The following is a 24568-nucleotide window of genomic DNA, read 5'->3' as shown; positions in this document are numbered from 1 at the left end:
CTCCTCAGAAAGGGCGCGTGATGCGCTTCGCCATCGGCGACACCGACTTCCTGCTCGACGGCGAGCCGCACCGGGTCCTGTCCGGCGCGATCCACTACTTCCGGGTGCACCCGGACCTCTGGGCCGACCGGATCCGCAAGGCGCGGCTGATGGGCCTCAACACCATTGAGACCTACGTCGCCTGGAACGCCCACGAGGCCACCCCCGGAACCTTCGACTTCACCGACGGTCTGGACCTCGGCCGGTTCCTCGACCTCGTCGCGGCCGAGGGCATGCACGCCATCGTCCGCCCCGGCCCGTACATCTGCGCGGAGTGGACGAACGGCGGGCTGCCGTACTGGCTCTTCGCCGACGGCACGGTCGGCATCCGCCGCGACGAGCCGCAGTTCCTCGCGGCGGTGTCGCGGTACCTCGACGCCCTCGCCCCGATCCTGGTCCCGCGGCAGATCGACGCCGGCGGTCCGATCGTGCTCGTGCAGGTCGAGAACGAGTACGGCGCGTACGGGTCCGACCCGGTGTACCTGACCAAGCTCGAGCAGATGCACCGCGCGATCGGCCTCACCGTGCCGTTCACGAGCGTCGACCAGCCGATGGGCACGATGCTCGAGGACGGGTCGCTGCCGTCGCTGCACAAGACCGGGTCGTTCGGCTCACGCGCGGCATCGCGGCTGGCACGACTCCGCCAGGCGCAGCCCACCGGTCCGCTGATGTGCTCCGAGTTCTGGGACGGCTGGTTCGACAGCTGGGGCGAGCACCACCACACCACCTCCGCCGCCGACAGTGCCGCGGAGCTCGACACGCTCCTCGCCGCCGGCGGCTCGGTCAACGTCTACATGTTCCACGGCGGCACGAACTTCGGCTTCACCAACGGGGCGAACGACAAGGGCGTGTACCGGCCGATCTCGACGTCGTACGACTACGACGCCCCGCTCGACGAGGCCGGTCGGCCCACCCCCAAGTTCCACGCCTTCCGCGAGGTGATCGCACGCCACGCGCCCGTCCCGGAGCTGCCGGACTCGATGCGGCCGGGTGGGTCCGGCCTGGAGGCCCGGGTCACCCCCGCCACGGACGTCGCCGTCCGACTGGGACGCTCCGGCGCCCTGCACGCGCTGCTCCCGCAGCTCACGTCCTGGACCGCGCACGACGACGTCCCGACCTTCGACGCACTCGGCGCCGCATCGGGCTTCGTCCTGTACCGCACCGAGGTCGACCTGCCCGCCGGCGGTGTGCTCACCGTCGGCGAGGAGGTCCGCGACCGCGCGATCGTCAGCGTCGCCGGGCGGCCCGTCGGGGTCCTGGAGCGCGAGCACCACGACCGCGCGATCGTGCTCCCGCCCGTGACGGGCACGCTGGAGCTCCTCGTCGAGGACCAGGGCCGGGTCGACTACGGGCCCCGGATCGGCGAGCCGAAGGGCCTGATCGGCGGGGTGTCCGTCGACGGGGTACGGCTCGAGCGCTGGACGGCGTCGCCGCTCGCGCTCGACCCGCTGCCCGACGTGGCACTCGATGCCCTGCGTGCGACGGCGCCGACCGACGGGGACGTGCTCGCCGGACCGGTGCTCGCGCTCGGGTCGTTCGACCTGGCGGAGCCGGGGGACCGGTACCTGTCGCTCGACGGGTTCCGGAAGGGGGTCGCCTGGGTGAACGGGTTCTGCCTCGGCCGGTACTGGTCGCGGGGGCCGCAGCAGACGCTCGCGGTGCCGGGGCCGGTGCTCCGGGCGGGCGCGAACGAGGTCGTCGTGCTCGAACTGCACGCGTCGGCGTCGCGCACGGTGTGCCTGCGCACGGAGCCCGCGCTCGGCCACACGGAGGCGTAGTCCCGCGGTCGCTGCCGGTCCCGCGTGGTGAGTCGAATCGCGTGTAGGAGGTCGGTTCTTCCGACCCCCTACGCGCGATTCGACTTTCCAGGGCGGGTGCGATGGGAAGGAACGCGCGTCAGTCGTCGAGCGCGTCGAGCTCCGTGACGGCCCGCTCGGCGTCGGCGACGCGGTCGGCCTCGGGGCGTTCCCACCACTCCGGACCGCGCTCGCCCAGCCCGTGCTTCGCGATGCCGTTGCGGTGCCGTGCGGCGGCGAGGGCCTCGTCGTCGCCGGCACGCTTCGCCCGCCCGACGGCGTTCCGCCCGCGCCCGAGGTGGGAACGCAGCCGAGCGGCGAGCTCCTCGGGGATCGCCGGGTCGGTCCGGCGCCACCGCCGACCGTCCACGACGAAGAAGTGGTCGTCCGGCTCGCTCATACCTGCGAGTCTGCACCGTCGGTGGTGTCGGGTAGACAGGGTGGGATGACCGAGTCCCGCGTCCGCCCCCTCCTCGACGTCCGGCGGATCTACGCCGAACCCGCTGCGCTCGAGCTCCCGCGCGGCGCGGAGGTCGTCGGACGCTGGCCGGACGCCGAGATCGTCCCCGTCGACTCGCACTGGAACATCCCCGAGGTCCACGGCGACGAACGGAACGTGTCGCGCTGGGTCCGGATCAAGACGGAGGCGCTCGTCCTCGGCGTGAAGAAGTCGCTCGTCACGCGGCCGAACGGGCGGTCCGCCGACTTCATCGCGCCCTCCACCGCGAACGGCTGCGCGATGGCGTGCGCGTACTGCTACGTCCCGCGCCGCAAGGGCTACAGCAACCCGGTCACCGTCTTCGCGAACATCGAGCAGATCACGAAGCACATCGCCCGCAACGTCCAGAAGCAGGGGCCGAAGACCGAACCGAACCAGTGCGACCCGGACTCCTGGGTGTACGACATCGGCGAGAACAGCGACTGCTCGGTCGACGCGGTGCTCAGCGACAACGTGCGGGACCTCTGCGACCTGTTCCGGATGACCCCGACGGCGAAGGCGTCCTTCGCCACCAAGTACGTCAACCGTGACCTGCTCGACTGGGACCCGATGGGACGCACCCGGATCCGGTTCTCCCTGATGCCGCACGAGACCGCGAAGGTCACCGACATCCGGACGTCCCCGATCGCCGAGCGGATCGCCGCGGTCAACGACTTCGTCGACGCCGGGTACGAGGTCCACCTGAACTTCTCGCCGGTGATCCTGACGCCGACGTGGGAACGGGACTGGGCTGAGCTCCTCGACCACGTGGACGCCGTGCTGTCACCCGCGGCCAAGGCGCAGCTCGCCGCCGAGGTCATCTTCCTCACCCACAACGAGCCGCTGCACCAGGTCAACCTCGGCTGGCACCCGAAGGCCGAGGACCTGCTGTGGCGACCCGACCTGCAGGAGTCCAAGGTGTCGCAGAACGGCGCCGTGAACGTGCGCTACCGCTCCGGCATGAAGGGGCAGCTCGTCGAGCGGTTCCGCGGACTCGTCGCCGAGCACCTGCCGTCCTGCCGCATCCGCTACGCCTTCTGAGTCGTCAGGGGACCAGCCGGTCCTGGCGGTAGCGGGCGAACAGGTCAGCGAACGCCTGCTCGGTGCGGCGGTAGCCGGTGAACCCGGCGTCGCGGCTCTTGCCCATGTCGGTGACGACCTCCATCGCACGCCCCAGGTCGGCGTCGGTGTGCCACCACGACGCCACGCGGGTGATGTCCGGCTCGGCGAGCCCGTGGCGCTCGGCGATGCCGGCCCACGCGGACTCGTACGGCGCCATCTGCTGTTCGAGCGGCCGTGGTGCGTCCTGGTACCCGACGACACGAGCCGGGTCCACGCCGAGGTGTGCAGCGAGCCGTGGCCACATCCACCGCCACCGGAAGACGTCCCCGTTGACGATGTTGAACGGCTCGTCCGCGCCCGCTGGCGTGGTCGACGCCCACACCATGTGCTCGGCGAGGAGCCCGGCGTCGGTCATGTCCGTCAGCCCGTTCCACTGCGCCTCGCTCCCGGGGAACACGAAGTCCAGGTCGAGCTCCTTGGCGATGGTGGCCTGCACGGCAAGCGTCAGACCCATGTTCATCGCGTTGCCGACCGCGTGCCCGATGACCGTGTGCGACCGGTGCACCGACCAGGTGAAGCCCTGCCGCTCGGCCGCGGCGAAGAGCTCGTCCTCTTGTGCGTAGTAGAAGTTCGGGGTGTCCAGGCGGGGCTCCTCCTCGTGGAAGGGCGTGTCCGGCATCTCGCCGGCGGCGTACGCCTCGAACGGGCCGAGGTAGTGCTTCAGGCCGGTCACCAGCGCGACGTGTGCCAGCGGTGCGTGCTCGAGCGCGGCGAGGAGGTCGCGGACCATCGCGCCGTTCACGGCGATGTTCTCGGCCTCGGTCGCCTGCCGCTGCCAGGCGGTGAAGAAGACGTGGGTCGGACGCTCCTCGGCCAGCGCGGCCCTGAGCCCGTCGGGGTCGCGGAGGTCGGCAGCGATGCCGCGCACGCCGTCCCGGTTCCCGGCGCGGCGAGACAGTGCCGCGACGTCCCACCCGTCGCCGATCAGGTACCGCACGAGCGCGGAGCCGGTGATGCCGCTCGCACCCACGACGAGGGCGCTGCGACGGTCGGTGGACTGCGTGGAGGTGGTCTCGTCGGAAGTCATCGGTTTCTTCAACACGTGTCGTCCCGTGGATCTTCCCGCCCCGCCGATCTACCAGTGCCGGTTCAGGCAGTCCGCCACTGCGGAGTACGTTGCTCCGCTCCACTCCCCGTTGACCGGCAAGCGATGTCCGTTGGCATGCGCCCAGCGTTGCAGCGCTTTCACACTGATCGAGTCGTTCTTGCCCGTGATCCAGTTCCATTGGTAGTAATTGCCGACGTCCAAGCGAGACTGGACGCCGGTCCACGAGTTCACTGCCAGATCACCGTCGATCGGGCCCGTGTACGGGTGATGCGATGCCATGCTCCCCATGCACTGCAACCGTTTCCAGAAGACGGGACCCGGCACCCCATCGGAGACAGTGGTCGTCTTCGGTACGGAATAGCAGACTGCCGGCATCGATCCGTGGATGACTCGTGACTGCTTGGGTGCGTCGACTTCCGTGGCGGCTGCTGGCGCGGCGATCCCCAGGGCGCTCACCCCAGCGAGAACCGAGACGAACAGCACGGATCGTTGGACCTTGTGAAACATGTATACCCCATTTCAGTTTCGGTCACGCTATCCCCCCTCGCCGCACTGCGCAACGCCCGCGTTCGTCTGCTCCTCGACGCGCTGCACGTGCTCGGTCTCGTTGTCGCGGATGGTCGGACTGCGCCTCAGCGCGGACGACGGATCCGGATCGGCCCCTTCGCCGTGGAGGGATCGACGACGTTCCCGCCCTGGGTGATCTCGACCTCGCCCCTCGCCACCATGCGACGTGCCGCCCGGCGTGCCGGTTCCATCAGGTCGCGCCAGTCGTCCGGGTCCAGGGAGCGTGCCACCTCGGAGGGGCAGATGCTGGACGTCCGGGCGCGAGCGGCGAGCATCTCGTCGATGCGTTGCTCGAGTGCGCGGTCGGTGGCGTCGACGCCGTGCTTGCGGCAGGCGGCCGAGCACCACTTCGCTTCCGGCGCTGCAGACGAGGGCATCCGACGGCCGCACGCGGCGCAGGTCCTCTCGGCTCGCTCGGACTCCGCCCGGTCGGCGTCCGCCGTGGTCCTGATCGCTCGTCCCATGGCCGCCATCCTCGTCCCCGTGTCCTGTCCGGTACACAGCACAGGTACGGCTGGCACGATCGTGGCGGTGAGCACCGACGACGCAGCCGCCCGCCCGCCCGAGCCGGACTGGGTCCGGCACGTCATGTGGTGGCACGTCTACCCGCTCGGCTTCGTCGGCGCGGAGATCCGCCCCGAGACGCCCGTCGGGGAACGGCCCGTCGAGCACCGCCTCGGCCGGATCGTCGGGTGGCTCGACCACGTCGTCGACCTCGGGTTGAACGGGCTGCTCCTCGGCCCGGTGTCCGCCAGTTCGACGCACGGCTACGACACCGTCGACCACCTGCGGATCGACCCGCGGCTCGGGGACGACGACGACTTCGACGCGCTCGTGACCGCGGCGCACGAGCGCGGTGTGCGCGTGCTGCTCGACGGCGTGTTCAACCACGTGGGGCGGGAGCACCCGGCGTTCCGCGCGCTCGAGTCGGACGGGCCGACGGCGGAGTCCGCCGCGCTGTTCGACATCGACTGGTCCGGCTGGACACCGGGCGACCCGGTGCCGGTCGGACTGTTCGAGGGGCACGACATCCTGGTCGCGCTCGACCACGGCAGCGCCGCGACCGAGGACCTGGTGGTCGACGTCATGACGCACTGGCTCGGTCGCGGCATCGACGGGTGGCGCCTCGACGCCGCCTACGCGGTGCCGCCGGCGTTCTGGGCGCGGGTGCTGCCCCGGGTGCGCGAGCGGTTCCCGGACGCCTGGTTCACCGGCGAGGTGATCCACGGCGACGCGGCCGCGATCGTCCGCGAGTCGACGATGGACTCCACCACCCAGTACGAGCTCTGGCAGGGCATCTGGCACGGCATCGCGGACCGCAACTGCCACGAGCTCGCCCACGCCATCGACCGGCACGACGCACTGCTCGACACCTTCGTCCCGAGCACCTTCGTCGGCAACCACGACGTCACCCGCATCGCGAGCGCGGTGGGGGAGCGCTTCGCCGGTCACGCGGCCGCCGTGCTCTTCACGGTCGCGGGGACGCCGAGCGTGTGGGCCGGCGACGAGTACGGCTGGACCGGGGTCAAGGAGGAGCGCGTGGGCGGGGACGACGCCGTCCGTCCCGAGTTCCCCGCGACGCCGCCGGACGCGGTCGGGATCACGCACGTGCACGAGGCGCTCATCGCCCTGCGCCGCCGCGAACCCTGGCTGCACCGGGCGCACACCGACGTGACCCACCTCACGAACACGGCCGTCGTCCTCCGGACCGCCACCGCGGCCGCCGCCGTCGTGACCGCGCTGAACCTGTCGGACGACCCGGTGACGCTGCCCGCGGCCGATGCGACGCGGGTGGAGGCGGGCGGTGGCGACCTGCGGGACGGGACCATCGGCCTCCCGTCCGGGGGTTGGGCCGTCCTGACCAGGTGAGTGCGCAGGAACGGGTGGGTCCCGGATCAGAACCCACCCGTTCCTGCGCACTCGACCTCGGCCGCGGCGGCCGTGGCGCGGCCGCTACTTGCGCGCGGACGCCGCCCGGCGCTTGTTGAACACGTCGAACGCGACGGCCGCGAGCAGCACCAGGCCCTTGATCAGGGACTGGAACTCCGTGCCGACGCCGAGGATCGACATGCCGTTGTTCAGGATCCCGATGATGAGACCACCGACGATGGCCCCCGGCACGGTGCCGATGCCGCCCGTGACGGCGGCGCCACCGATGAACACGGCGGCGATGGCGTCGAGCTCGAAGCCGTTGCCCGCGCTCGGCGACGCCAGGTTGAGCTGCCCGGTGAAGACCACGCCGGCCAGTGCCGAGATGACCCCCATGTTGACGAAGAGCAGGAACGTGACGCGCTTCGTCTTCACGCCGGACAGCTGCGCCGCCAGGGCGTTGCCACCGATCGCGTAGATGTGCCGGCCGAACACTGCGCTGCGCATCACGAGCGAGTACACGACCACGAGCACACCGAGGATGACGAGCACGATCGGGGTGCCGTTGTAGCTGGCGAGCAGCAGCGCGACGTAGATCACGAGGGCGACGGTGAACGCGAGCTTGGTGATGAACCAGGCGACGGGCTCGTCCTCGAGCTGGTACTTCCGGCGGGTGGCACGACCGCGGAACGCCGTGACGACCAGGATCGCCGCCGCCGCGAAGCCGAGGATCATCGTCAGCGGCTCGTAGCCCGACGACCCGAACGCGGGCAGGAAGCCGGAGCCGAGCGAGCGGAAGCCCTCCGGGAACGGCGAGATCTGCTGGTTCTGCAGCGCGATCTGGGCCGCACCGCGGAACGCGAGCATGCCGGCCAGGGTGACGATGAACGCCGGGATCCCGAAGTACGCGATCCAGAAGCCCTGCCAGGCACCGACGAGCGCGCCGATGACCAGGCAGAGCACGACGGCGACGGGCCACGGCACGTGCCACTGCGTGATCATCACGCCGGCCATCGCGCCGGTGAAGGCGACGACCGACCCGACGGACAGGTCGATGTGGCCGGCGATGATGACCATCACCATGCCGATGGCGAGGATCAGGATGTAGCTGTTCTGGACGATCAGGTTCGAGACGTTGATCGGGGCGAGGGTGATCCCGCCGGTCGTCACCTGGAAGAAGATGACGATGACGATCAGCGCGATGAACAGGCCGATCTGTCGGAGCTGCCCGGTGAGGTAGCCGGCGGCGGACTTAAGCGCGTTCATTGACAGGGGTCTCCCGTTCCTGGGTCATGTACTGCATGAGGACCTCGGGCGTCGCCTCGGAGCGCGGGACGTCCGCCGTGATGCGGCCCTCGGAGAGCGTGTAGATGCGGTCGCAGATGCCGAGGAGCTCGGGGAGTTCGGAGGAGATCACGATGATCCCCTTCCCCTGGTCCGCGAGCGCGTTGATGATCGTGTAGATCTCGTACTTCGCACCGACGTCGATGCCGCGGGTCGGTTCGTCGAGGATGAGGACCTCCGGGTCCGCGTACATCCACTTCGACAGGACGACCTTCTGCTGGTTGCCGCCGGAGAGCTTCCCGGTGACGACGTCGACGTTCGGCGCCTTGATGTTGAGGTCCTTGAGGAACTTCCGCGCGACGGTGGTCTCCTGCGAGCCGTTCACGAACCCCCACTCGGCGAGCTTCCCGAGCGCCGAACCGGAGATGTTCCGCTTGATGTCGTCGAGCAGGTTGAGCCCGTAGCGCTTCCGGTCCTCCGTGGCGTAGGCGATGCCGTGGTCGATCGCCTGGGACACCGTGTGCGTCTTGATCGGCTCGCCGCGCTTGTAGACGGTGCCGGTGATGCCCGTGCCGTACGAGTGCCCGAAGACGCTCATCGCCAGCTCGGTGCGCCCGGCGCCCATCAGGCCCGCGATGCCGACGATCTCGCCGGCGCGCACGTTCAGGTTGGCCTGGTGGATGATCTCGCGGGACGCGTCGAGCGGGTGGTGGACGGTCCAGTCCTCGATCCGCAGGAGCTCCTCGCCGACGTGCGACTCGTGCTCCGGGTAGCGGTTCGACAGGTCGCGACCGACCATGCCCCGGATGATCCGGTCCTCGGAGACGTCGTCCGCGTGCATGTCGAGCGTCTCGATCGTCTTGCCGTCGCGGATGATCGTGACCTTGTCCGCGATCGCCTTGATCTCGTTGAGCTTGTGGCTGATGATGATCGCCGTCATGCCCTCGGCCTGCAGCGACCGGATGAGGTCGAGCAGGTGCGCGGAGTCGTCGTCGTTGAGCGCCGCGGTGGGCTCGTCGAGGATGAGGAGCTTCACCCGCTTCGACAGGGCCTTCGCGATCTCGACGAGCTGCTGCTTGCCGACGCCGATGTCGACGATCTTCGTGATCGGGTTGTCCTTGAGCCCGACCCGGCCGAGCAGCTCGGCGGCGGCCAGGTTCGTCTTGTTCCAGTCGATGAAGCCGCCCTTGGAGCGCTCGTTGCCGAGGAAGATGTTCTCCGCGATCGACAGGTAGGGGCTCAGGGCGAGCTCCTGGTGGATGATCACGACGCCGGAGGCCTCGGAGTCGTTGATGTCCGAGAACGACACGGCTTCGCCGTCGAGGAGGATCTGGCCGTCGAACGTCCCGGCCGGGTAGACCCCGGACAGCACCTTCATGAGCGTGCTCTTGCCGGCGCCGTTCTCGCCGCAGATCGCGTGGACCTGGCCGCGTTCGACCTCGATCGAGACGCCCTGCAGGGCCTTGACCCCGGGGAACGTCTTGGTGATGTCCCGCATCTCGAGGATGGTGTCCGTCACGTGGACCGCCTTCCGTTGTGCGCGCTGCGCGCGCGGGTGGGAGCGGACGGGAGGCTCGGCGCGGTCTGGCACCGAGCCTCCTGTCCGACAGGTGGTCAGGACCTACTTGAGGTCGGCTTCGGTGTAGTAGCCCGAGTCGACGAGGACCTTCTCGTAGTTCTCCTTGGTCACGACCGTCGGCTGGAAGAGGAAGGTCGGGACGACCTTCACCTTGTTGTCGTACGTCGTCGTGTCGTTGACCTTCGGCTTCTTGCCGGAGAGCAGGTCCTCGGCCATCGACGCCGACTTCTCGGCGAGCTGGCGGGTGTCCTTGTAGATCGTCGAGTACTGCTGCCCGGCGATGATCGACTTCACCGATGCCTGCTCGGCGTCCTGACCGGTGATGGTCGGGAGCGGACGGCTGGACGTGCCGTAGCCGGCGCCCTGCAGCGCGGAGATGATGCCGATCGACATGCCGTCGTACGGGGAGAGCACGCCGTTCAGCGTGGTGCCGCCCGAGTACGACTTCGCGATGAGGTTCTGCATGCGGGCCTTGGCGGTCGCCGGGTCCCACTGCAGCGTGGCGGCCTGCGTGAAGCCGTCCTGGCCGGAGCCGATCTTCAGCGTGCCGTCGTCGAGGTACGGCTTGAGGGTCTTCATCGCGCCGTTGAAGAAGAACGTGGCGTTGTTGTCGTCGGGCGAACCGGCGAAGACCTCGATGTTGAACGGACCCTTCTCGCCCGTCTTCTTGCCGTCGGCGTCGAGCACACCGAGGCCGGTGAGCAGGCTGTTCGCCTGGTCCACGCCGACCTTCTCGTTGTCGAACGACACGTAGTAGTCGACGTTCTTGTTGCCGGTCAGCAGGCGGTCGTAGGAGATCACCTTGATGCCGGCCTTGGCGGCGGCGTCGAGCTGGTCGGAGAGCGACCCGCCGTCGATGGACGCGACGATCAGGATCTTCGCGCCCTTCGTGATCATGTTGCTGACCTGCTGGACCTGCTGCGGGATCTTGTTGTCCGCGTACTCGAGGTCGACCTTGTAGCCGGCCTTCTCGAGGTCGGACTTGACCGCGTTGCCGTCCTTGATCCACCGCTCGGAGACCTTGGTGGGCATCGCGACACCGACGAGTGCGCCCTTGTTGTCGCTGCTGCTGCTGCCCCCGTCGTCGGTGGCGGCGCGTCCGCCGGCCGAGCACGCGGCCAGGGAGATGGCGATGCCGAGGGCGGCGACGCCCGCGACGATCCTGCGCTTCATCATCGAAGTACCTCTGTTTCCTCTCGCGTCGACGTCGACGCGCTCGGGTGACCCGGCTGCTCTGCCGGTGTCGGAGATGTGATCGCTCTGAGTGAGCGCTCACATCCTGGGCTTTGTGTACCGCCCTGTCAACTCCACCAGGTCCGTTCATCCGGGGAGTGCGGTTTCCGTGCCGCGCGGTACGGTTGCCCCGTGACGACCACCGCGGCCGCGAACGGCAAGGGGCGCAAGGCCCCGACGATCTTCGACGTCGCCGAACGCGCGGGGGTGTCGCACCAGACCGTGTCCCGCGTGATCAACGGCGACCCGACGGTCCGCGACCACTTCCGGTCCCGCGTCACGACGGCGATCGGGGAGCTCGGGTACCGCCCGCGCGCCGCTGCCAGGGCGCTCGCCGGGGGACGGAGCAAGGCGATCGGGCTCGTCACCGCGGGCGATGCGCTCTACGGTCCGTCGAGCACCGCGATCGGGTTCGAACGCGCCGCTCGGCACGCCGGCTACCACGTGCTCCTGTCCACGCTGCCGGAGGACCCGCGCCCGGGGGACCTCTCCAGCGCGCTCACCTCGCTGCTGGCCCAGGACGTCGCCGCGGTCGTCCTCGTCGCGGCCGACAACCGGGTGCTCGGCGCCCTGGCGTCGCTGACCGTGCCGATCACCGTCCCGGTCGTCGTGTCGAACGCGGTGCAGCGGGACGCGGTGCCGGCGGGGTCCTCCGCCGGCCGTCTGCTGCCCTCGCTGGCCGCGGTCGCGATCGACCAGGCCGCGGGGACGACGCTCGCGATGCAGCACCTCTTCGACCGCGGGCACCGGCGCATCGTGCACATCGCCGGGCCGTCGGTGTCGCAGGAGTCCGAGGTCCGCCGGGCGACCTACACGCGGTTGATGCGTGACGCCGGCCTGGAGCCCGTCGTGCTCGACGGCGACTGGACCCCGCGCAGCGGTTTCGCGGCCGGCCGGTCCATCGACGTCACGGCGGTGGACGCGGTGTTCTGCGGGAACGACCAGATGGCGCTCGGTGCGCTGCACGCGTTCGCGGACGACGGGCTCCGCGTGCCGGACGACATCGCCGTCGTGGGGTTCGACGACATCCCGGAGGCCGAGCACTTCACGCCGCCGCTGACCACCGTGCGCCAGGACTTCATGGCGATGGGCGAGGGCGTGCTCGCCGCCGCGAGGTCCCTCATCGAGGGCGGCCCCGTCGACGAGACGCTCCTGCAGCCGTCCCTGGTGGTGCGCCGCAGCGCGTAGCGCGGGCGTCCCGTTCGTCCCGTCCCGTTCGACGCTGAGATCGCACTTCGTGTCGGGTGCCCGCCAGGACAACCGACACGAAGTGCGATCTCGGCGAGCAGGGCAGGCCGCCCGCCCCGCCCGCGCGCTCAGCCCTTGAGCGCGCCGGACCACAGGCCGGCGACGTAGAACCGCTGCAGGCCGACGTAGAGCGCGATGCACGGGATCATCGCGACGACCGACCCCGCCACGAGGTTCCCGTACGACACCTGCCCGTACGCCCCCGTCTGCAGGTTGAGCAGCGCGACCGGCAGCGTGTACAGCGAGTCCTTCGTGAGGAACGTCAGCGCCCCGAGGAACTCCGTCCACGACGCCAGGAACGCGTACAGCGCTGCCGTCGCCGCACCGGGCAGGAGCAGCGGGCGGAGCACCGACACGACGACCCGGAAGCGGGACGCCCCGTCGACGAACGCAGAGTCCTCGAGCTCGGTCGGGATGGACTCGAACGCGTTCCGCATCACGAACACCCCGAACGGCAGGTTCACCGTCGTGTAGAAGAGCACCAGGCCGAGCAGCGAGTTCGTCAGCCCGAGCGCGTTCATCTCCAGGTACAGCGGGGTCAGGATCGCCTGGAACGGCACCATCATCGTCAGCAGCACCAACCCGAACACGAGCCCGGAGCCGCCGAACCGGAAGCGCGCGAACCCGTACCCGGCCATCGTCGCCAGGACCGCGGTCAGCACGGCCGTGCACACGGAGACGATCACGGAGTTGAGCACGCCGGTGAGCAGGTGCGACGACGACCCGAAGACGGCGGCGAAGTTCTGCCAGCCGAGCTGGAAGAAGGTCGCGGCGTCCGGGGCCGAGGTGATCACGGCCTCGGACTGGAACGCGCGGAGGATCGACCAGATCAGCGGGACGCCGAAGACCAGCGCGGAGCCGATGCCGGCGATGGCGTAGAGGGTGCGCTTGACGGTCGTGTCGCGGGGGTGCTGCACGCTGCCCTGCTGGTGCCGGCGGCGTCGGCCGGGGTCGGTCGTCATCGCTCGGGTGGACGTGTCCGGACCGGGTGCGACCGCACGGGTGGTGGTGGTGCTCATGGCGTCAGTCCTTCTCTCGCAGTGCCCAGAACTGGAACAGGGTGACGGCCGCGATGACGACCACCAGGGCGATCGACTCCGCGGTGGCGGCACCGAGCTGCAGGTTCACGAACCCGCGGTTGTAGATGGCGTTGACGATCGTGGTGGTCTCGGTGCCGGGGCCGCCCTGCGTCAGGATGTAGAACTGGTTGAAGGCGAGCAGCGAGCCGATCACCGAGATGATCACGCTCAGCGCGATGGTCGGACGGATCATCGGCAGCGTGATCAGCCGTTCGGTCTGCCACCAGGACGCGCCCTCGAGCTGCGCGGACTCGTACACCTCGTCCGGGACGCCCTGCATCGCCGACATGAGCAGCACCATGGTCAGGCCGGACACCGCCCAGACGACGAGCACGCAGATGAGCAGTGTCGCGAGCGGGCCGTTGACGAGCCAGGCGGTCGAACCGTCGGTGATGTGCAGCGCCTGCAACACGATGTTGACGGCGCCGGACCCGGGCTGCGCCTCGAGCACGAGCATGAAGCTCAGCGTCGTGAGCCCGACGACGTACGGCAGGAAGAACACCGTCCGCAGCAGTGTCGAACCACGACGTCGGGCGCGCACGAGGACCGCCAGGAAGTACCCGAGCACCAGGATCGGGACGGTGACGATCGCGGTGTAGAGCAGCGTGTAGCCGATCGCGTGCACGAACGTCGGGTCCTGGAACAGCGTCGCGTAGTTCTGCAGGCCGATGAACCGGTACGGCCCGATCAGCGGCCAGTTCGTGAACGAGATGTACAGCGCGAACAGCAGGGGCGCGAGCACGAAGACCGCGACGAACGCGATGGCCGGGGTGACGAGCAGCGCGCCGGCGCGCGGCGGGTGGGTGAGCGAGTTGCGGGACGGTCCGCGGCCGCGCCCGAGTGGACGTCGGCCGACGGCGGAGCGTCGGGCGGAGATGGTCGACATGGCGTGCACCTCACTGTGCAGAGCGGAGCAGGACGGAGCAGGACGAGAGCGGAGCCGGACGCGAGCGAACCGGACGAGAGCGAACCGGACGAGGAAGGAGCCGGACGGAGCCGGACGACGAGCGGGACCCGGTCAGGCCTGGACCTGGTCGAGGATGCGCTGGTAGTCCGACTGCGCCGTCCTCATCGCGCTGGAGACGCCGGCGCCGAACACGGCCTCGCGGAACATCGCGAAGTACGGCGAAGACGGCTGGTTCACGAGCAGGTTGTACGCCAGGGTCTGGGGCGCGTAGCCCTTGTCGATCGCGTCGAGCGGCCCGAACGCCAGCGGGAACTGCTTCCGGTAGGCCGGCGTCGCGGCGTCGGCCCTGGTCGGGAAGTACCCGCCGTTCGGCAGGAGCTGCTGCTGCTGGAGCGAGTTCGCGTACTGCATGAACGCCCATCCGCCCGAGGGGTTCGCGGCGCCGTTCGGGATGCACATGTTGTCGCCGCCGTCGAAGAACGACCGCCGGCCGTCGGCACTCGGGATGAGCACCGTCCGCATCTTCGCGCGCATCGCCTTCGTCGCCGCCGGCACGGCCGCGCCGTACGAGGTCGGCATGATCCCGACCTTCCCCGCACGGAAGTCGGCGCCCCACGTCGTCCCGGCGTCCGAGTAGGTCGCGCGGCTGAGCACGCCGTCCTTCCAGAGCTGCCGGTAGAACTCGAGCATCTGCTGCAGGGCGTCGTTGCCGGTGATGTTCGCCTGCTGCTTGCCGACCTCGCCCGACATCATGTCGACGCCGGTGGCCCACACGTGCGGCTGCGTGACGAACCCGATGATGCCGGCCGCGTTGCCGGAGATCGTCCACCCGTACACGTCGTCGCCGAGCTTCCGCAGCGCCTTCGCGGCGGCGAGCAGGGAGTCGAGGTCCTTCGTCGCGTCGTCGACGTCGAGCCCGGCCCGGTCGAACAGCTCCGTGTTCACGAACAGCTGCGAGTTGTCGGCCAGGTAGGGCAGCCCGTAGAGCCGGTCCCGGTACTCGAGCAGGCGCAGGTGCCCGGTCGAGAGCTCGTCGTAGTAGTCCAGCCCCTTCACGACGTCGGTCAGGTCGGCGAACGCCTCGCGGAAGATGAACAGCTGCGAGTTGATGTCGTCGAGGTCCACGACGTCCGGCGGCTCACCGCCGCGGATCGCGGTCGCGAGCTTCGTCACGTACTGCCCGTCCGGCACCGGGGTCAGCTCGACCTGCAGGTGCGGGTGGCTCTTGTTGAAGCCGGCGACCGCGCTGGTCAGGCCGGCCTGGGTCGCCGACCGGCACCAGACGTGCACGGTGCCGGTCGCGGTCGTCCCGAAGCCGGCGACCTGCGCGTCCACCTTGGGCAGGGTGCCGGAGCACCCCGCCAGGGCGAGGGCCGCCCCGCCGGCGATGCCGCCGACGAGGAACGCTCTGCGGTCCACGGTGTCAGTCCGCGCTCAGCGGGAGCCACACCCGCATCGGGACGGCGCCGCGGTTGGCCCAGGCGTAGTACGGGATCGCGACGGCCGTGACGGACGTGTCGGACGGGAGGCCGGGGTCGGCCCCGCCGTCGGCCGTCGCGTCGTCGACGCTGGTCGCGTCGCGGACGCCACCCGGGCCTCCCGTCCGGGTCGCGGTGTCCAGACGGCGGTACGGCCAGGCCGCCTGCGCGTGTTCCGCCGGCGCGTGCGCCGGCACCCGCAGGGTGACGATCCCGTCCAGGAGGTCGTTCCGGGGTTCTTCGCTGATCGGCGCCGACGCGTCGATCGTCAGGTCGTCGACGGTGAAGCCGTCCTGGTCGGGCTGCTCGACCGCGTAGACGAGGGGCCCACGCTCGATGGCGACCTGCCCTCGGGCGGCGTCGATGCGTGCGTCGGCGACGAAGCGGTGCGGGGTGGTGTCGAAGACGACCTCGACGGTGTCGCCCGCGTGCCACTCGCGGTCGATCGTGTGGAGACTGCCGGCGGACGCGTGCTGCGTGTCGCCGTCGACGGTGATCGTCGTCGTGTCCGACCACGCCGGCACCCGGATGCCCAGGGTGAGGGGGCCGTCCTGGGTCGCCGTGATGCGCACCCGGCCGTCGTGCGGGTACCCCGTCTCCACGGACACCGGACCGAGGTCGGCGGTCGCGTACTGGTGGATCTGCAGGCCGCCGTCGGTCGCGGTGGCGAGGTAGCCGTCCAGGCTCGCGAACGTCCGCATGATGTTCGGCGGGCAGCACGCGCAGTCGAACCAGCCCCGGCGCCCGTGGGCGGGGGAGCGGTTCTCGTCGGCGTGCGCGTGGTCGCGGTGCTGGAGCGGGTTGACGTAGAAGTACTCGGTGCCCGCCAGGCTCACGCCCGGCAGGAACGCGTTGTACAGCAGGCGCTCGACGGCGTCCGCGTACTCGGGCTTCCCGGTGGCGAGCAGCAGTCGCCAGGCCCACTGGACCCCGCCGATCGCGGCACACGTCTCGGCGTACCCGCGGTCCGTCGGGAGCTCGTACGGGTCGCCGAACGCCTCCCAGTCCCAGCGCGCTCCGAGGCCACCGGTGATGAACGCCTTCGTCGCCATCATGTCCGCGAACTGCCGCTCGCTCGCCGCGAGGAGCTCGGCGTCGCCCGTCTCGATCGCGACGTCCACCGCGCCTGCCGCCAGGTAGACGGCACGGACGGCGTGGCCCTCGACGGTCGTGGCCTGGCGGCTCGGGACCCGGTCGGAGAAATACGTCGGCTCGCCGCCCGCCCGCTCGATGATGCCGTGCCCGCGGGCGTCGACGAACCAGTGCGCCAGGTCGAGGTAGGCGCGGGTACCGATCTCCCGGTACAGCTCGACGAGGCCCATCTCGACGACCGGGTGGCCGTCGATGTCCCGGGTCTGGCCCTCCCCGCCGCCGAAGGTCCGGACGAGGTGGTCGGCGTTCTTGACCGCGACGTCGAGCAGGGCCGAGTCGCCCGTCGCCCGGGACTGTGCGACCGCCGCCTGCATGAGGTGGCCGGCGCAGTACATCTCGTGGCTCCACTTGAGGTCCGAGTACCTCGTCCCGTTCCCACGGACTTGCTGCACGGAGTCGATGTAGCCGTCGTCGGCCTGCGCTGCCGCGACGAGCTCGGTGACCTCGCGCTGCAGGTCCCGCAGGTCGTCGGCCGGTTCGCGTCCGAGCTCCCAGGCGACCGCCTCGAGCCACTTGTAGACGTCCGAGTCCATGAAGATCGGGCCGACGACCTCGCCCTCCTCGGTGCCGGCGGCGATGCGGAGGTTCCGGAAGTTGCCGGCCGTCTCGAGCTGGCGGTACCCGTCGCGGATCGCGTCGCGGCCGTTGCGTTCCTGGCGGAGGTGCCAGAAGCCGCCGGTGATCCGGGCCGACCCCTCGGGGAGCGGGCGGAACGCGAGGTGCGCGTCCGCGGTCGGGAGGACCGGAGTCGCGGTGCGCGCCCGGTGCTCGGTCGCGAGCGTGGTGGTCATGTCGTCTCCTGGTGTCGTCGTTGACAGGTCCGCTGGTCACGTCGTGCGGTGTCGCGTCGTGCGGTGTCGCGTCCTTGCGGAAAACGCTTTCTGTGGCGTGACGCTACGACAGGTCCCGGCGGTGCGCAAGAGGTGCTTCCTGAGATGATCGTATGATCGAGGCCTCGTCGACGATCCGGAAAGGGGATTGCCGTGACTCTGGAACGACCCGCGCGGATCACCGACGTGGCGGCGCTCGCCGGGGTGTCGATCGGCACCGCGTCGAAGGCGCTGAACGGCACCGGGCAGTTGCGGGACGCCACGCGTGCGCGGGTCAAGGAAGCGGCCGAGAAGCTCGGGTTCGTCGGGGACGCCAGGGCCCGTGCGCTCTCCTCGGGTCGGACGTACACGGTCGGCATGATCACCACCGACTCGTTCGGGCGGTTCTCGATCCCGGTGCTCCTCGGCGCCGAGGACGTCCTGTCCGCCGGGCAGATGGCCGTGCTGCTGTGCGACACCCGGGACGACCACGTCCGCGAGTCGCACTACCTCCGCTCGCTCGTCGCCCGCGGCGTCGACGGCATCATCGTCACGGGGCGCTCGGCCGACGCCCGGCCGCCCATCGACGTCGCCATCCCGGTCGTCTACGCGTTCACGCCCTCGACCGACCCCGAGGACGTCTCGATCACCGTCGACGACGAGCACGGGGCCGGGCTCGTCGCGTCGCACCTCGTGTCGCTCGGGCGGCAGCAGGTCGCGATCGTGACCGGGCCGGCGCGGCACCGCTCCGCGTCGCGCCGGGTGTCCGGCGCCGCCGAGGTGCTCGGGTCGCGCCTCGTGGTGCCGCCGATGTACGGGGAGTGGTCGGAGCGCTGGGGGCGCCAGGCCACCGACGTGCTGCTCCGGGGGGATGCGCAGGTGGACGCGATCGTCTGCGGGTCGGACCAGATCGCCCGCGGCGTGTGCGACAGGCTGCGTGAGGCCGGTCGCTCCGTGCCCGAGGACGTCGCCGTCACCGGGTTCGACGACTGGGCCGTGATGGCGCTCGCGAGCCGCCCGCCCCTGACGACGGTGGACCTGCGGCTCGAGGAGCTCGGACGGGTCGCTGGCCGGGCGCTGCTCGACCGCATCGAGGGCGCTCCCGCCGCCTCCGCCGTCGTGACCCCGTCCCTCGTCATCCGCGAGAGCACCGCGGGCGCGTAGTGCGCGGCGCGGCGCGGCGCCCTCCCTCCTTCCCGCCCTCCCTCCCTCCCTCCCGAGATGCCGTAATTGCGGCATCTCGGCGCCGGGAACATGTGCTTGGTGGCATCTCGACGAACTTGAGCGGTGAGTTGTGGAACCGCGGGAAGCGCTGGCTGCAGGCTCGGCGATGCTGTGCCGTGGCCGCGCGCTCCGCCCGCGCCACGCCCGCGCGCTGCTGAGATCGCGGTACGTGTCGTCCGCTCGGCGGCGCAAGCGACACCAAGTGCGATCTCAGCGGACGGCGTCGCGGGGCGCGCGGCGTCGCGCGGCGCGCGCCCGCCGCGGGGCGGGGCGCGTTGCGAGAGTGAGCGCTCACGTGGCAGGATGTGAGCGCTCACCCCACGCCGGGTGCACGGACGACGGAGTCTCGGGAGGACAGCATGGGCGAGGACCGCCGACAGGGCATCGCGGAGGGGCGCACGACCCTCGGGATCGAGCTCGGATCGACCCGCATCAAGGCCGTCCTGGTGGACGAGGACCTGGTGCCCGTCGCGAGCGGGTCGCACGAGTGGGAGAACGAGTTCGTCGACGGGCGCTGGACGTACTCCCTCGAGGCCGTCGAGTCCGGCGTCCGCGCCGCCTACGCCGACCTCGTGGCCGACGTGGAAGCGCAGTACGGCCTCCGCCCGACGACCTTCCGAGCGCTCGGGGTGTCCGCGATGATGCACGGGTACCTGGCCTTCGACGCCGCGGGGGAGCTGCTCGTCCCGTTCCGCACCTGGCGCAACACCTCGACCGGGCCCGCGGCCGAACGGCTCTCCGAGGCGTTCGGCTTCAACGTCCCGCTGCGCTGGTCCATCGCGCACCTGTACCAGGCGGTCCTCGACGAGGAGCCCCACGTCGCCGAGGTCGCCGGCATCACCACGCTCGCCGGGTACGTGCACCGGCGCCTGACCGGCCGGAACGTCCTCGGGGTCGGCGACGCGTCCGGAGCGTTCCCGATCGACCCGGCGACCCACGACCACGACGCCGCGATGCTCGCGACCGCCGACGCGCTGCTCGGCCGTCCGGTCCGCCCACTCCTGGCCGAGGTGCTCGTCGCCGGCCAGGACGCCGGCACGCTGACGCCCGAGGGGGCGGCGTGGCTCGACCCGACCGGCACGCTCGAGCCCGGCGTCCCGCTCTGCCCGCCGGAGGGTGACGCCGGCACCGGCATGGTCGCGACGAACGCCGTCGCCCCCCGGACCGGCAACGTGAGCGTCGGGACGAGCATCTTCGCGATGGTCGTCCTCGAGCGTGCGATGGCGACCCCGCACGAGGAGCTCGACGTCGTCACCACCCCCGCCGGGGACGCCGTCGCGATGGTGCACTGCAACAACGGCGCGAGCGAGATCGCCGCGTGGGCCCGGGTGTTCGGCCGCTTCGCCGAGGCGGCGAACGCACGGACCGGCGGTCCCGCGCTCGACACCGACGACGTCTACGCCACGCTGCTCGCCGAGGCCGACCGCGCCGACCCCGACGCCGGCGGCCTGCTGTCCTACAACTACCTGGCCGGCGAACCCGTCACGCACGTCGACGCGGGTCGACCGCTCCTGGTCCGCGGCGCCGGCAGCGACTTCACGCTCGGCAACCTCGTCCGCGCGGAGGTGCAGGGCGCGTTCGCGACCCTGGCGATCGGCATGGACGTGCTCGCGACCGAGGACGTCCGCGTCGACCGGATGACCGCGCACGGCGGACTGTTCCGCACGCCCGGCACCCCGCAACGTCTCCTCGCGGCGGCGCTCCGCGTGCCCGTCGCCCTCGAGGAGACCGCCGGCGAAGGCGGGGCATGGGGGATCGCGGTGCTCGCGGCCTACCTCGGGCACGCCGCCGACACCGACCTGACGACGTACCTCGCGGAGCACGTCTTCGCCGGGGACGCCGTGCACGTCGCCGACCCGGACGAGCGCGACGTCGAGGGATTCCGCGCGTACCTCGAGCGCTTCCGTGCCGGCCTCCCGCTGCAGGCCGCGGCCGTCGCCGCGACCCAGCCGGCGACGGCCGGAACGCGGGCGCCCACGCAGGGCGACCCGACGACGGCCGGAACGCGGCCGCCCACGCAGGGCGACCCGACGACGCAGGCCGAACCCAGCCTCTCCCCACCGGCACGGCCGGATCCCCGCTGGCGCGGTGACCCGGAACCGGCGGCGGGGGCCCAGACCGAGAAGGAGCCGACCCGATGACGGACGCGAGCCACCACGACCCCACCATCCAGGAGGCCGTGGCCACCACCCGCGCGCGCGTCGCGCGCCTGCACGGCGAGCTGGTGCGCTACGGCCTGGTCATCTGGACCGGCGGCAACGTCTCCGAGCGCGTGCCCGGCACCGACCTGTTCGTCATCAAGCCGAGCGGCGTCGCGAGCGAGGACCTGACGCCCGAGAACCAGGTGGTCTGCACGCTCGACGGCGTCCCCGCCGACGGCTGGGGCAACGCCCACGGCCCGAGCTCGGACACCGCGGCGCACGCGTACGTGTACCGGAACATGCCCGAGGTCGGCGGTGTCGTCCACACGCACTCGACGTACGCCACCGCGTGGGCGGCCCGCGCCGAGGAGATCCCCTGCGTGATCACCGCGATGGCCGACGAGTTCGGCGGTCCGATCCCGGTCGGCCCCTTCGCGATCATCGGCGACGACTCGATCGGTCACGGCATCGTCGAGACGCTCACCGGGCACCGCTCCCGGGCCGTCCTCATGCAGAACCACGGCGTGTTCACGATCGGCAAGGACGCGAAGGACGCCGTCAAGGCCGCGGTGATGTGCGAGGACGTCGCGCGCACCGTGCACATCGCCAAGCAAGGCGGCGACCTCGTGCCGATCGCCCCCGAAGACATCGATCGACTCTTCGATCGCTACCAGAACGTCTACGGACAGAACCCCGAAGGAGCCATGCGATGACGCAGGTGGACCCGCAAGCAACGCTCGACAGCTACGAGATCTGGTTCCTCACCGGGTCCCAGGGCCTGTACGGCGAGGAGACGCTGCGCCAGGTCGAGTCGCAGAGCCGCGCCGTGCACGCCGAACTGGCGCCGCACGTGCCCGTGAAGCTGGTGTGGAAGCCGGTGCTCAAGGACGCGGACGGCATCCGTCGCGCCCTGATCGAGGCCAGCGCGGACGACCGGGTCATCGGCGTCACCGCGTGGATGCACACCTTCAGCCCCGCGAAGATGTGGATCGGCGGCCTCAACGCGCTGACGAAGCCGCTCCTGCACCTGCACACGCAGGCGAACGTCGCGCTGCCGTGGGCGGACATCGACTTCGACTTCATGAACCTGAACCAGGCCGCGCACGGCGACCGCGAGTTCGGGTACGCACTGGCGCGCATGGGCGTCCGGCACGCGACCGCCATCGGCCACGTGTCCGACGAGCGCGTGCAGCAGCGCGTCGCGGACTGGAGCCGCGCCGCCGCCGGTGCCGCCGCGATCCGCACGCTCAAGCTCACCCGGTTCGGCGACAACATGCGCTACGTCGCCGTCACCGAGGGCGACAAGACCGAGGCGGAGATCGAGCTCGGCGTGCAGGTGAACACCTGGGCGGTGAACGACCTCGCGGCATCCGTCGCGGCGGCGACCGACGACCAGGTCGACGAGCTCGTCGCCACGTACGAACGCGACTACGACGTGGACCCGTCCTTGCGCCGCGACGGTGGCGACCGACACAGCGCGCTCCGTGACGGCGCCGCCATCGAGCTCGGCCTCCGGGCCCTGCTCGAGCAGAACGACAGCGCCGCGTTCACCACGAACTTCGAGGACCTCGGCGCGCTCAAGCAGCTGCCCGGCCTGGCCGTCCAGCGCCTGATGGCCGATGGCTACGGCTTCGGCGCCGAGGGCGACTGGAAGACCGCGGTGCTGGTCCGCGCGATGAACGTCGCCGGCGCCGGGCTCCCCGGTGGCGCGTCGCTCATGGAGGACTACACCTACGACCTCACCCCGGGTGCGGAGAAGATCCTCGGCGCCCACATGCTCGAGGTCTCGCCCACGCTGACCAGCGCGACGCCGACGCTCGAGATCCACCCGCTCGGCATCGGCGGCAAGGACGACCCGGTGCGCCTGGTCTTCACGGCCGACTCCGGCGAGGCCGTCGTGGTCGCGCTCTCGGACACCCGCGACGGCTTCCGCCTCACCGCGAACGTCGTCGACGTCGTGCCGCCCACCGAGGCGCTCCCGAAGCTGCCGGTCGGCCGCGCCGTCTGGGAGCCGCGTCCGTCGTTCCCCGTCGCCGCCGAGGCCTGGCTGACCGCCGGCGCCGCGCACCACACCGTCATGACGACGGCCGTGGGGCTGCAGGTGGTCGAGGACCTGGCGACGATGCTCGGCACCGAGTTCCTGGTGATCGACGAGCACACGACGTCCCGTGGGTTCCGCGACGAGGTGCGCGGCCAGCAGACGTGGCACCGTCTCGACCGCGGGTTCTGAGGGTCCGTACGATGAGCGACGTGATCGCGACGCAGCGCACCAACTGGGCCGGCAACCTCACCTACCGGGCGTCGTCGCTGGCGCGCCCCACCTCTGTGGCAGAGGTCCAGGAGCTGGTCCGCGTCACGCCGCGCCTGACGGCGCTGGGGTCGACGCACTCGTTCAACGAGATCGCCGACACCGACGCCGTGCAGGTGTCGCTCATCGACATGCCGCAGGTGCTCGAGATCGACACCGCCCGCCGCGTGGTCCGGGTCGCCGCCGGCATGACGCACGCCCAGGTCGCCGCCGGCCTGGAGGCTCGTGGCTGGGCCCTCGGGAACCTCGCGTCCCTGCCGCACATCTCCACGGCCGGGGCCGTCGCCACCGGCACGCACGGCTCCGGTACGCGGAACCCCTCGCTGGCGCAGGCGGTGGTCGGGTCGGACGTGGTCCGGGCGTCCGGTGACGTGGTCCACGTGTCGGCGGACCAGCCCGACACCCGGCTCGACGCCCACCGGGTGGCACTCGGGGCGCTCGGCATCGTGACCGCCGTGGAGCTCGCGATCGAGCCGACGTTCCAGGTCGCCACGACCGTGCACCTCGACCTGCCGTGGGACGCCGTCTTCGCCGAGTTCGACGCGGTGATGTCGTCCGCGTACTCCGTGTCGATGTTCACGTCGTTCGACGACCGCGGAGCGCGTCAGGTCTGGACGAAGCACCGCGTCGACGAACCCGCGCCCTCGGTCGACCTCGTCGCGCTCGGGGCGCGTCGTGCCACGGAAGCCGTGCACCCCGGCGAGAACGACGCCGCCAGTGTCACCGAGCAGGGCGGCGTCCCCGGGCCGTGGTCCGAGCGGCTGCCGCACTTCCGGTCGACGTTCTCGCCCTCGACCGGTGCGGAGATCCAGGCGGAGTACCTGGTCCCCGCAGGGTCTGCGGTCCCGGCGCTCCGGGCGCTGCGGCCGCTCGCCGACCTGTTCGCCCCGATCCTCATCGCCGCCGAGGTCCGCACGATCGCGCCGGACAGCGCGTGGCTCGCCCCGTCGTCGGAGCGGCAGTCGGTCGGCATCCACTTCACCTTCCGGCGGGACGCCGAGGCCGTCGCCGCGGCGGTCGTGCGGATCGAGGACGTGCTCGCGCCGTTCGACCCGCGGCCGCACTGGGGGAAGGTCTCGGCGGCCACGCCGGAGCGGTTGCACGAGGCGTACCCGCACCTGTCGGAGTTCGCTGCGGTGGCCCGGGAACTCGACCCGACGGGTCGGTTCCGCAACCCGTTCCTGGAGCGCGTGCTGTCCTGACGGAG

The 24568-nt window shown here is 70.9% G+C and carries 20 protein-coding genes; 9 read left to right on the top strand and 11 right to left on the bottom strand.

The features are described from left to right. Positions 1–20 precede the first annotated feature (20 nt). Positions 21–1817 (top strand): beta-galactosidase family protein, encoded by a 1797-nt coding sequence (locus tag ACIPJY_RS13725; RefSeq protein ID WP_400462321.1) that lies wholly within the window; start codon positions 21–23, stop codon positions 1815–1817. A gap of 118 nt (positions 1818–1935) precedes the next feature. Here the strand turns inward: ACIPJY_RS13725 and ACIPJY_RS13720 are convergent, their stop codons facing one another. Continuing rightward, positions 1936–2235: a biopolymer transporter Tol gene (locus ACIPJY_RS13720; protein WP_400461454.1), complete on the bottom strand. Its 300-nt coding sequence runs from the start codon at positions 2233–2235 to the stop codon at positions 1936–1938. Between the two features lie 45 nt (positions 2236–2280). Between ACIPJY_RS13720 and ACIPJY_RS13715 the strand changes: the two genes are divergently transcribed. After that, positions 2281–3354 (top strand): spore photoproduct lyase family protein, encoded by a 1074-nt coding sequence (locus tag ACIPJY_RS13715; RefSeq protein ID WP_400461457.1) that lies wholly within the window; start codon positions 2281–2283, stop codon positions 3352–3354. Between the two features lie 4 nt (positions 3355–3358). Here the strand turns inward: ACIPJY_RS13715 and ACIPJY_RS13710 are convergent, their stop codons facing one another. The 3 genes from ACIPJY_RS13710 to ACIPJY_RS13700 all read right to left on the bottom strand — a co-directional run bounded on the left by ACIPJY_RS13710 (position 3359) and on the right by ACIPJY_RS13700 (position 5514). Next, positions 3359–4462, bottom strand: coding sequence for an SDR family oxidoreductase (locus ACIPJY_RS13710; protein ID WP_400461460.1), 1104 nt, complete (start codon positions 4460–4462; stop codon positions 3359–3361). Positions 4463–4510: 48 nt separating this feature from the next. Further along, positions 4511–4990: a hypothetical protein gene (locus ACIPJY_RS13705; protein ID WP_400461463.1), complete on the bottom strand. Its 480-nt coding sequence runs from the start codon at positions 4988–4990 to the stop codon at positions 4511–4513. 125 nt (positions 4991–5115) lie between these two features. Beyond that, on the bottom strand, positions 5116–5514 hold the full coding sequence (locus ACIPJY_RS13700) for a DUF3253 domain-containing protein (RefSeq protein WP_400461466.1): 399 nt from the start codon (positions 5512–5514) through the stop codon (positions 5116–5118). Positions 5515–5638: 124 nt separating this feature from the next. On the opposite strand from ACIPJY_RS13700, the gene ACIPJY_RS13695 reads away from it, so the two are divergent. Continuing rightward, entirely contained in the window at positions 5639–6919 is a 1281-nt protein-coding gene (locus ACIPJY_RS13695; protein ID WP_400462324.1) for an alpha-amylase family glycosyl hydrolase, read from the top strand. 84 nt (positions 6920–7003) lie between these two features. Here ACIPJY_RS13695 and mmsB read toward each other — a convergent pair whose 3' ends face one another. The 3 genes from mmsB to chvE form a co-directional block, all read right to left on the bottom strand. Continuing rightward, the gene (gene mmsB, locus ACIPJY_RS13690; protein ID WP_400461469.1) at positions 7004–8185 is read right to left on the bottom strand and encodes a multiple monosaccharide ABC transporter permease; all 1182 of its coding nucleotides are present in this window, start codon (positions 8183–8185) and stop codon (positions 7004–7006) included. Next, positions 8172–9722, bottom strand: coding sequence for a multiple monosaccharide ABC transporter ATP-binding protein (mmsA, locus tag ACIPJY_RS13685; RefSeq protein WP_400461472.1), 1551 nt, complete (start codon positions 9720–9722; stop codon positions 8172–8174). Before mmsA ends, mmsB begins: the two co-directional genes overlap by 14 nt. Positions 9723–9824: 102 nt before the next feature. Further along, on the bottom strand, positions 9825–10958 hold the full coding sequence (gene chvE, locus ACIPJY_RS13680; RefSeq protein ID WP_400461475.1) for a multiple monosaccharide ABC transporter substrate-binding protein: 1134 nt from the start codon (positions 10956–10958) through the stop codon (positions 9825–9827). 189 nt (positions 10959–11147) lie between these two features. Here chvE and ACIPJY_RS13675 point away from each other — a divergent pair, with 189 nt between their 5' ends. After that, positions 11148–12203 carry a substrate-binding domain-containing protein gene (locus tag ACIPJY_RS13675; protein WP_400461478.1) on the top strand — a complete coding sequence of 352 codons (1056 nt, stop codon included), beginning with the start codon at positions 11148–11150 and terminating at the stop codon, positions 12201–12203. Between the two features lie 128 nt (positions 12204–12331). Here the strand turns inward: ACIPJY_RS13675 and ACIPJY_RS13670 are convergent, their stop codons facing one another. The 4 genes from ACIPJY_RS13670 to ACIPJY_RS13655 all read right to left on the bottom strand — a co-directional run bounded on the left by ACIPJY_RS13670 (position 12332) and on the right by ACIPJY_RS13655 (position 17670). Then, complete coding sequence (locus ACIPJY_RS13670) at positions 12332–13282, bottom strand: carbohydrate ABC transporter permease (protein ID WP_400461481.1); 951 nt, start codon at positions 13280–13282, stop codon at positions 12332–12334. A 4-nt stretch (positions 13283–13286) separates the two neighbouring features. Continuing rightward, complete coding sequence (locus ACIPJY_RS13665) at positions 13287–14228, bottom strand: carbohydrate ABC transporter permease (RefSeq protein ID WP_123655695.1); 942 nt, start codon at positions 14226–14228, stop codon at positions 13287–13289. 132 nt (positions 14229–14360) lie between these two features. After that, entirely contained in the window at positions 14361–15668 is a 1308-nt protein-coding gene (locus ACIPJY_RS13660; RefSeq protein WP_400461484.1) for an ABC transporter substrate-binding protein, read from the bottom strand. 4 nt (positions 15669–15672) lie between these two features. Next, a complete protein-coding gene (locus ACIPJY_RS13655) occupies positions 15673–17670 on the bottom strand; it encodes a glycoside hydrolase family 127 protein (protein WP_400461487.1) in 1998 nt (665 codons plus the stop codon). A gap of 192 nt (positions 17671–17862) precedes the next feature. On the opposite strand from ACIPJY_RS13655, the gene ACIPJY_RS13650 reads away from it, so the two are divergent. The 5 genes from ACIPJY_RS13650 (at position 17863) to ACIPJY_RS13630 (ending at position 24563) form a co-directional block, all read left to right on the top strand. Beyond that, positions 17863–18852, top strand: a complete 990-nt coding sequence (locus tag ACIPJY_RS13650) for a LacI family DNA-binding transcriptional regulator (protein ID WP_400461490.1) — start codon at positions 17863–17865, stop codon at positions 18850–18852. Positions 18853–19271: 419 nt separating this feature from the next. Beyond that, positions 19272–21053, top strand: a complete 1782-nt coding sequence (locus ACIPJY_RS13645; protein WP_400461493.1) for a xylulokinase — start codon at positions 19272–19274, stop codon at positions 21051–21053. Next, positions 21050–21766: an L-ribulose-5-phosphate 4-epimerase gene (locus tag ACIPJY_RS13640; protein ID WP_400461496.1), complete on the top strand. Its 717-nt coding sequence runs from the start codon at positions 21050–21052 to the stop codon at positions 21764–21766. Before ACIPJY_RS13645 ends, ACIPJY_RS13640 begins: the two co-directional genes overlap by 4 nt. Then, a complete protein-coding gene (gene araA, locus ACIPJY_RS13635) occupies positions 21763–23283 on the top strand; it encodes an L-arabinose isomerase (RefSeq protein ID WP_400461499.1) in 1521 nt (506 codons plus the stop codon). Before ACIPJY_RS13640 ends, araA begins: the two co-directional genes overlap by 4 nt. Before the next feature lie 11 nt (positions 23284–23294). Then, positions 23295–24563 (top strand): D-arabinono-1,4-lactone oxidase, encoded by a 1269-nt coding sequence (locus ACIPJY_RS13630; protein WP_400461502.1) that lies wholly within the window; start codon positions 23295–23297, stop codon positions 24561–24563. Positions 24564–24568: the final 5 nt, after the last annotated feature.

This window comes from Curtobacterium sp. NPDC090223, from assembly GCF_044746585.1.
Lineage (GTDB): Bacteria > Actinomycetota > Actinomycetes > Actinomycetales > Microbacteriaceae > Curtobacterium.
The sequence above is the reverse complement of the archived record's forward strand: the minus strand, read 5'-3'. Positions and strand labels throughout refer to the sequence as shown.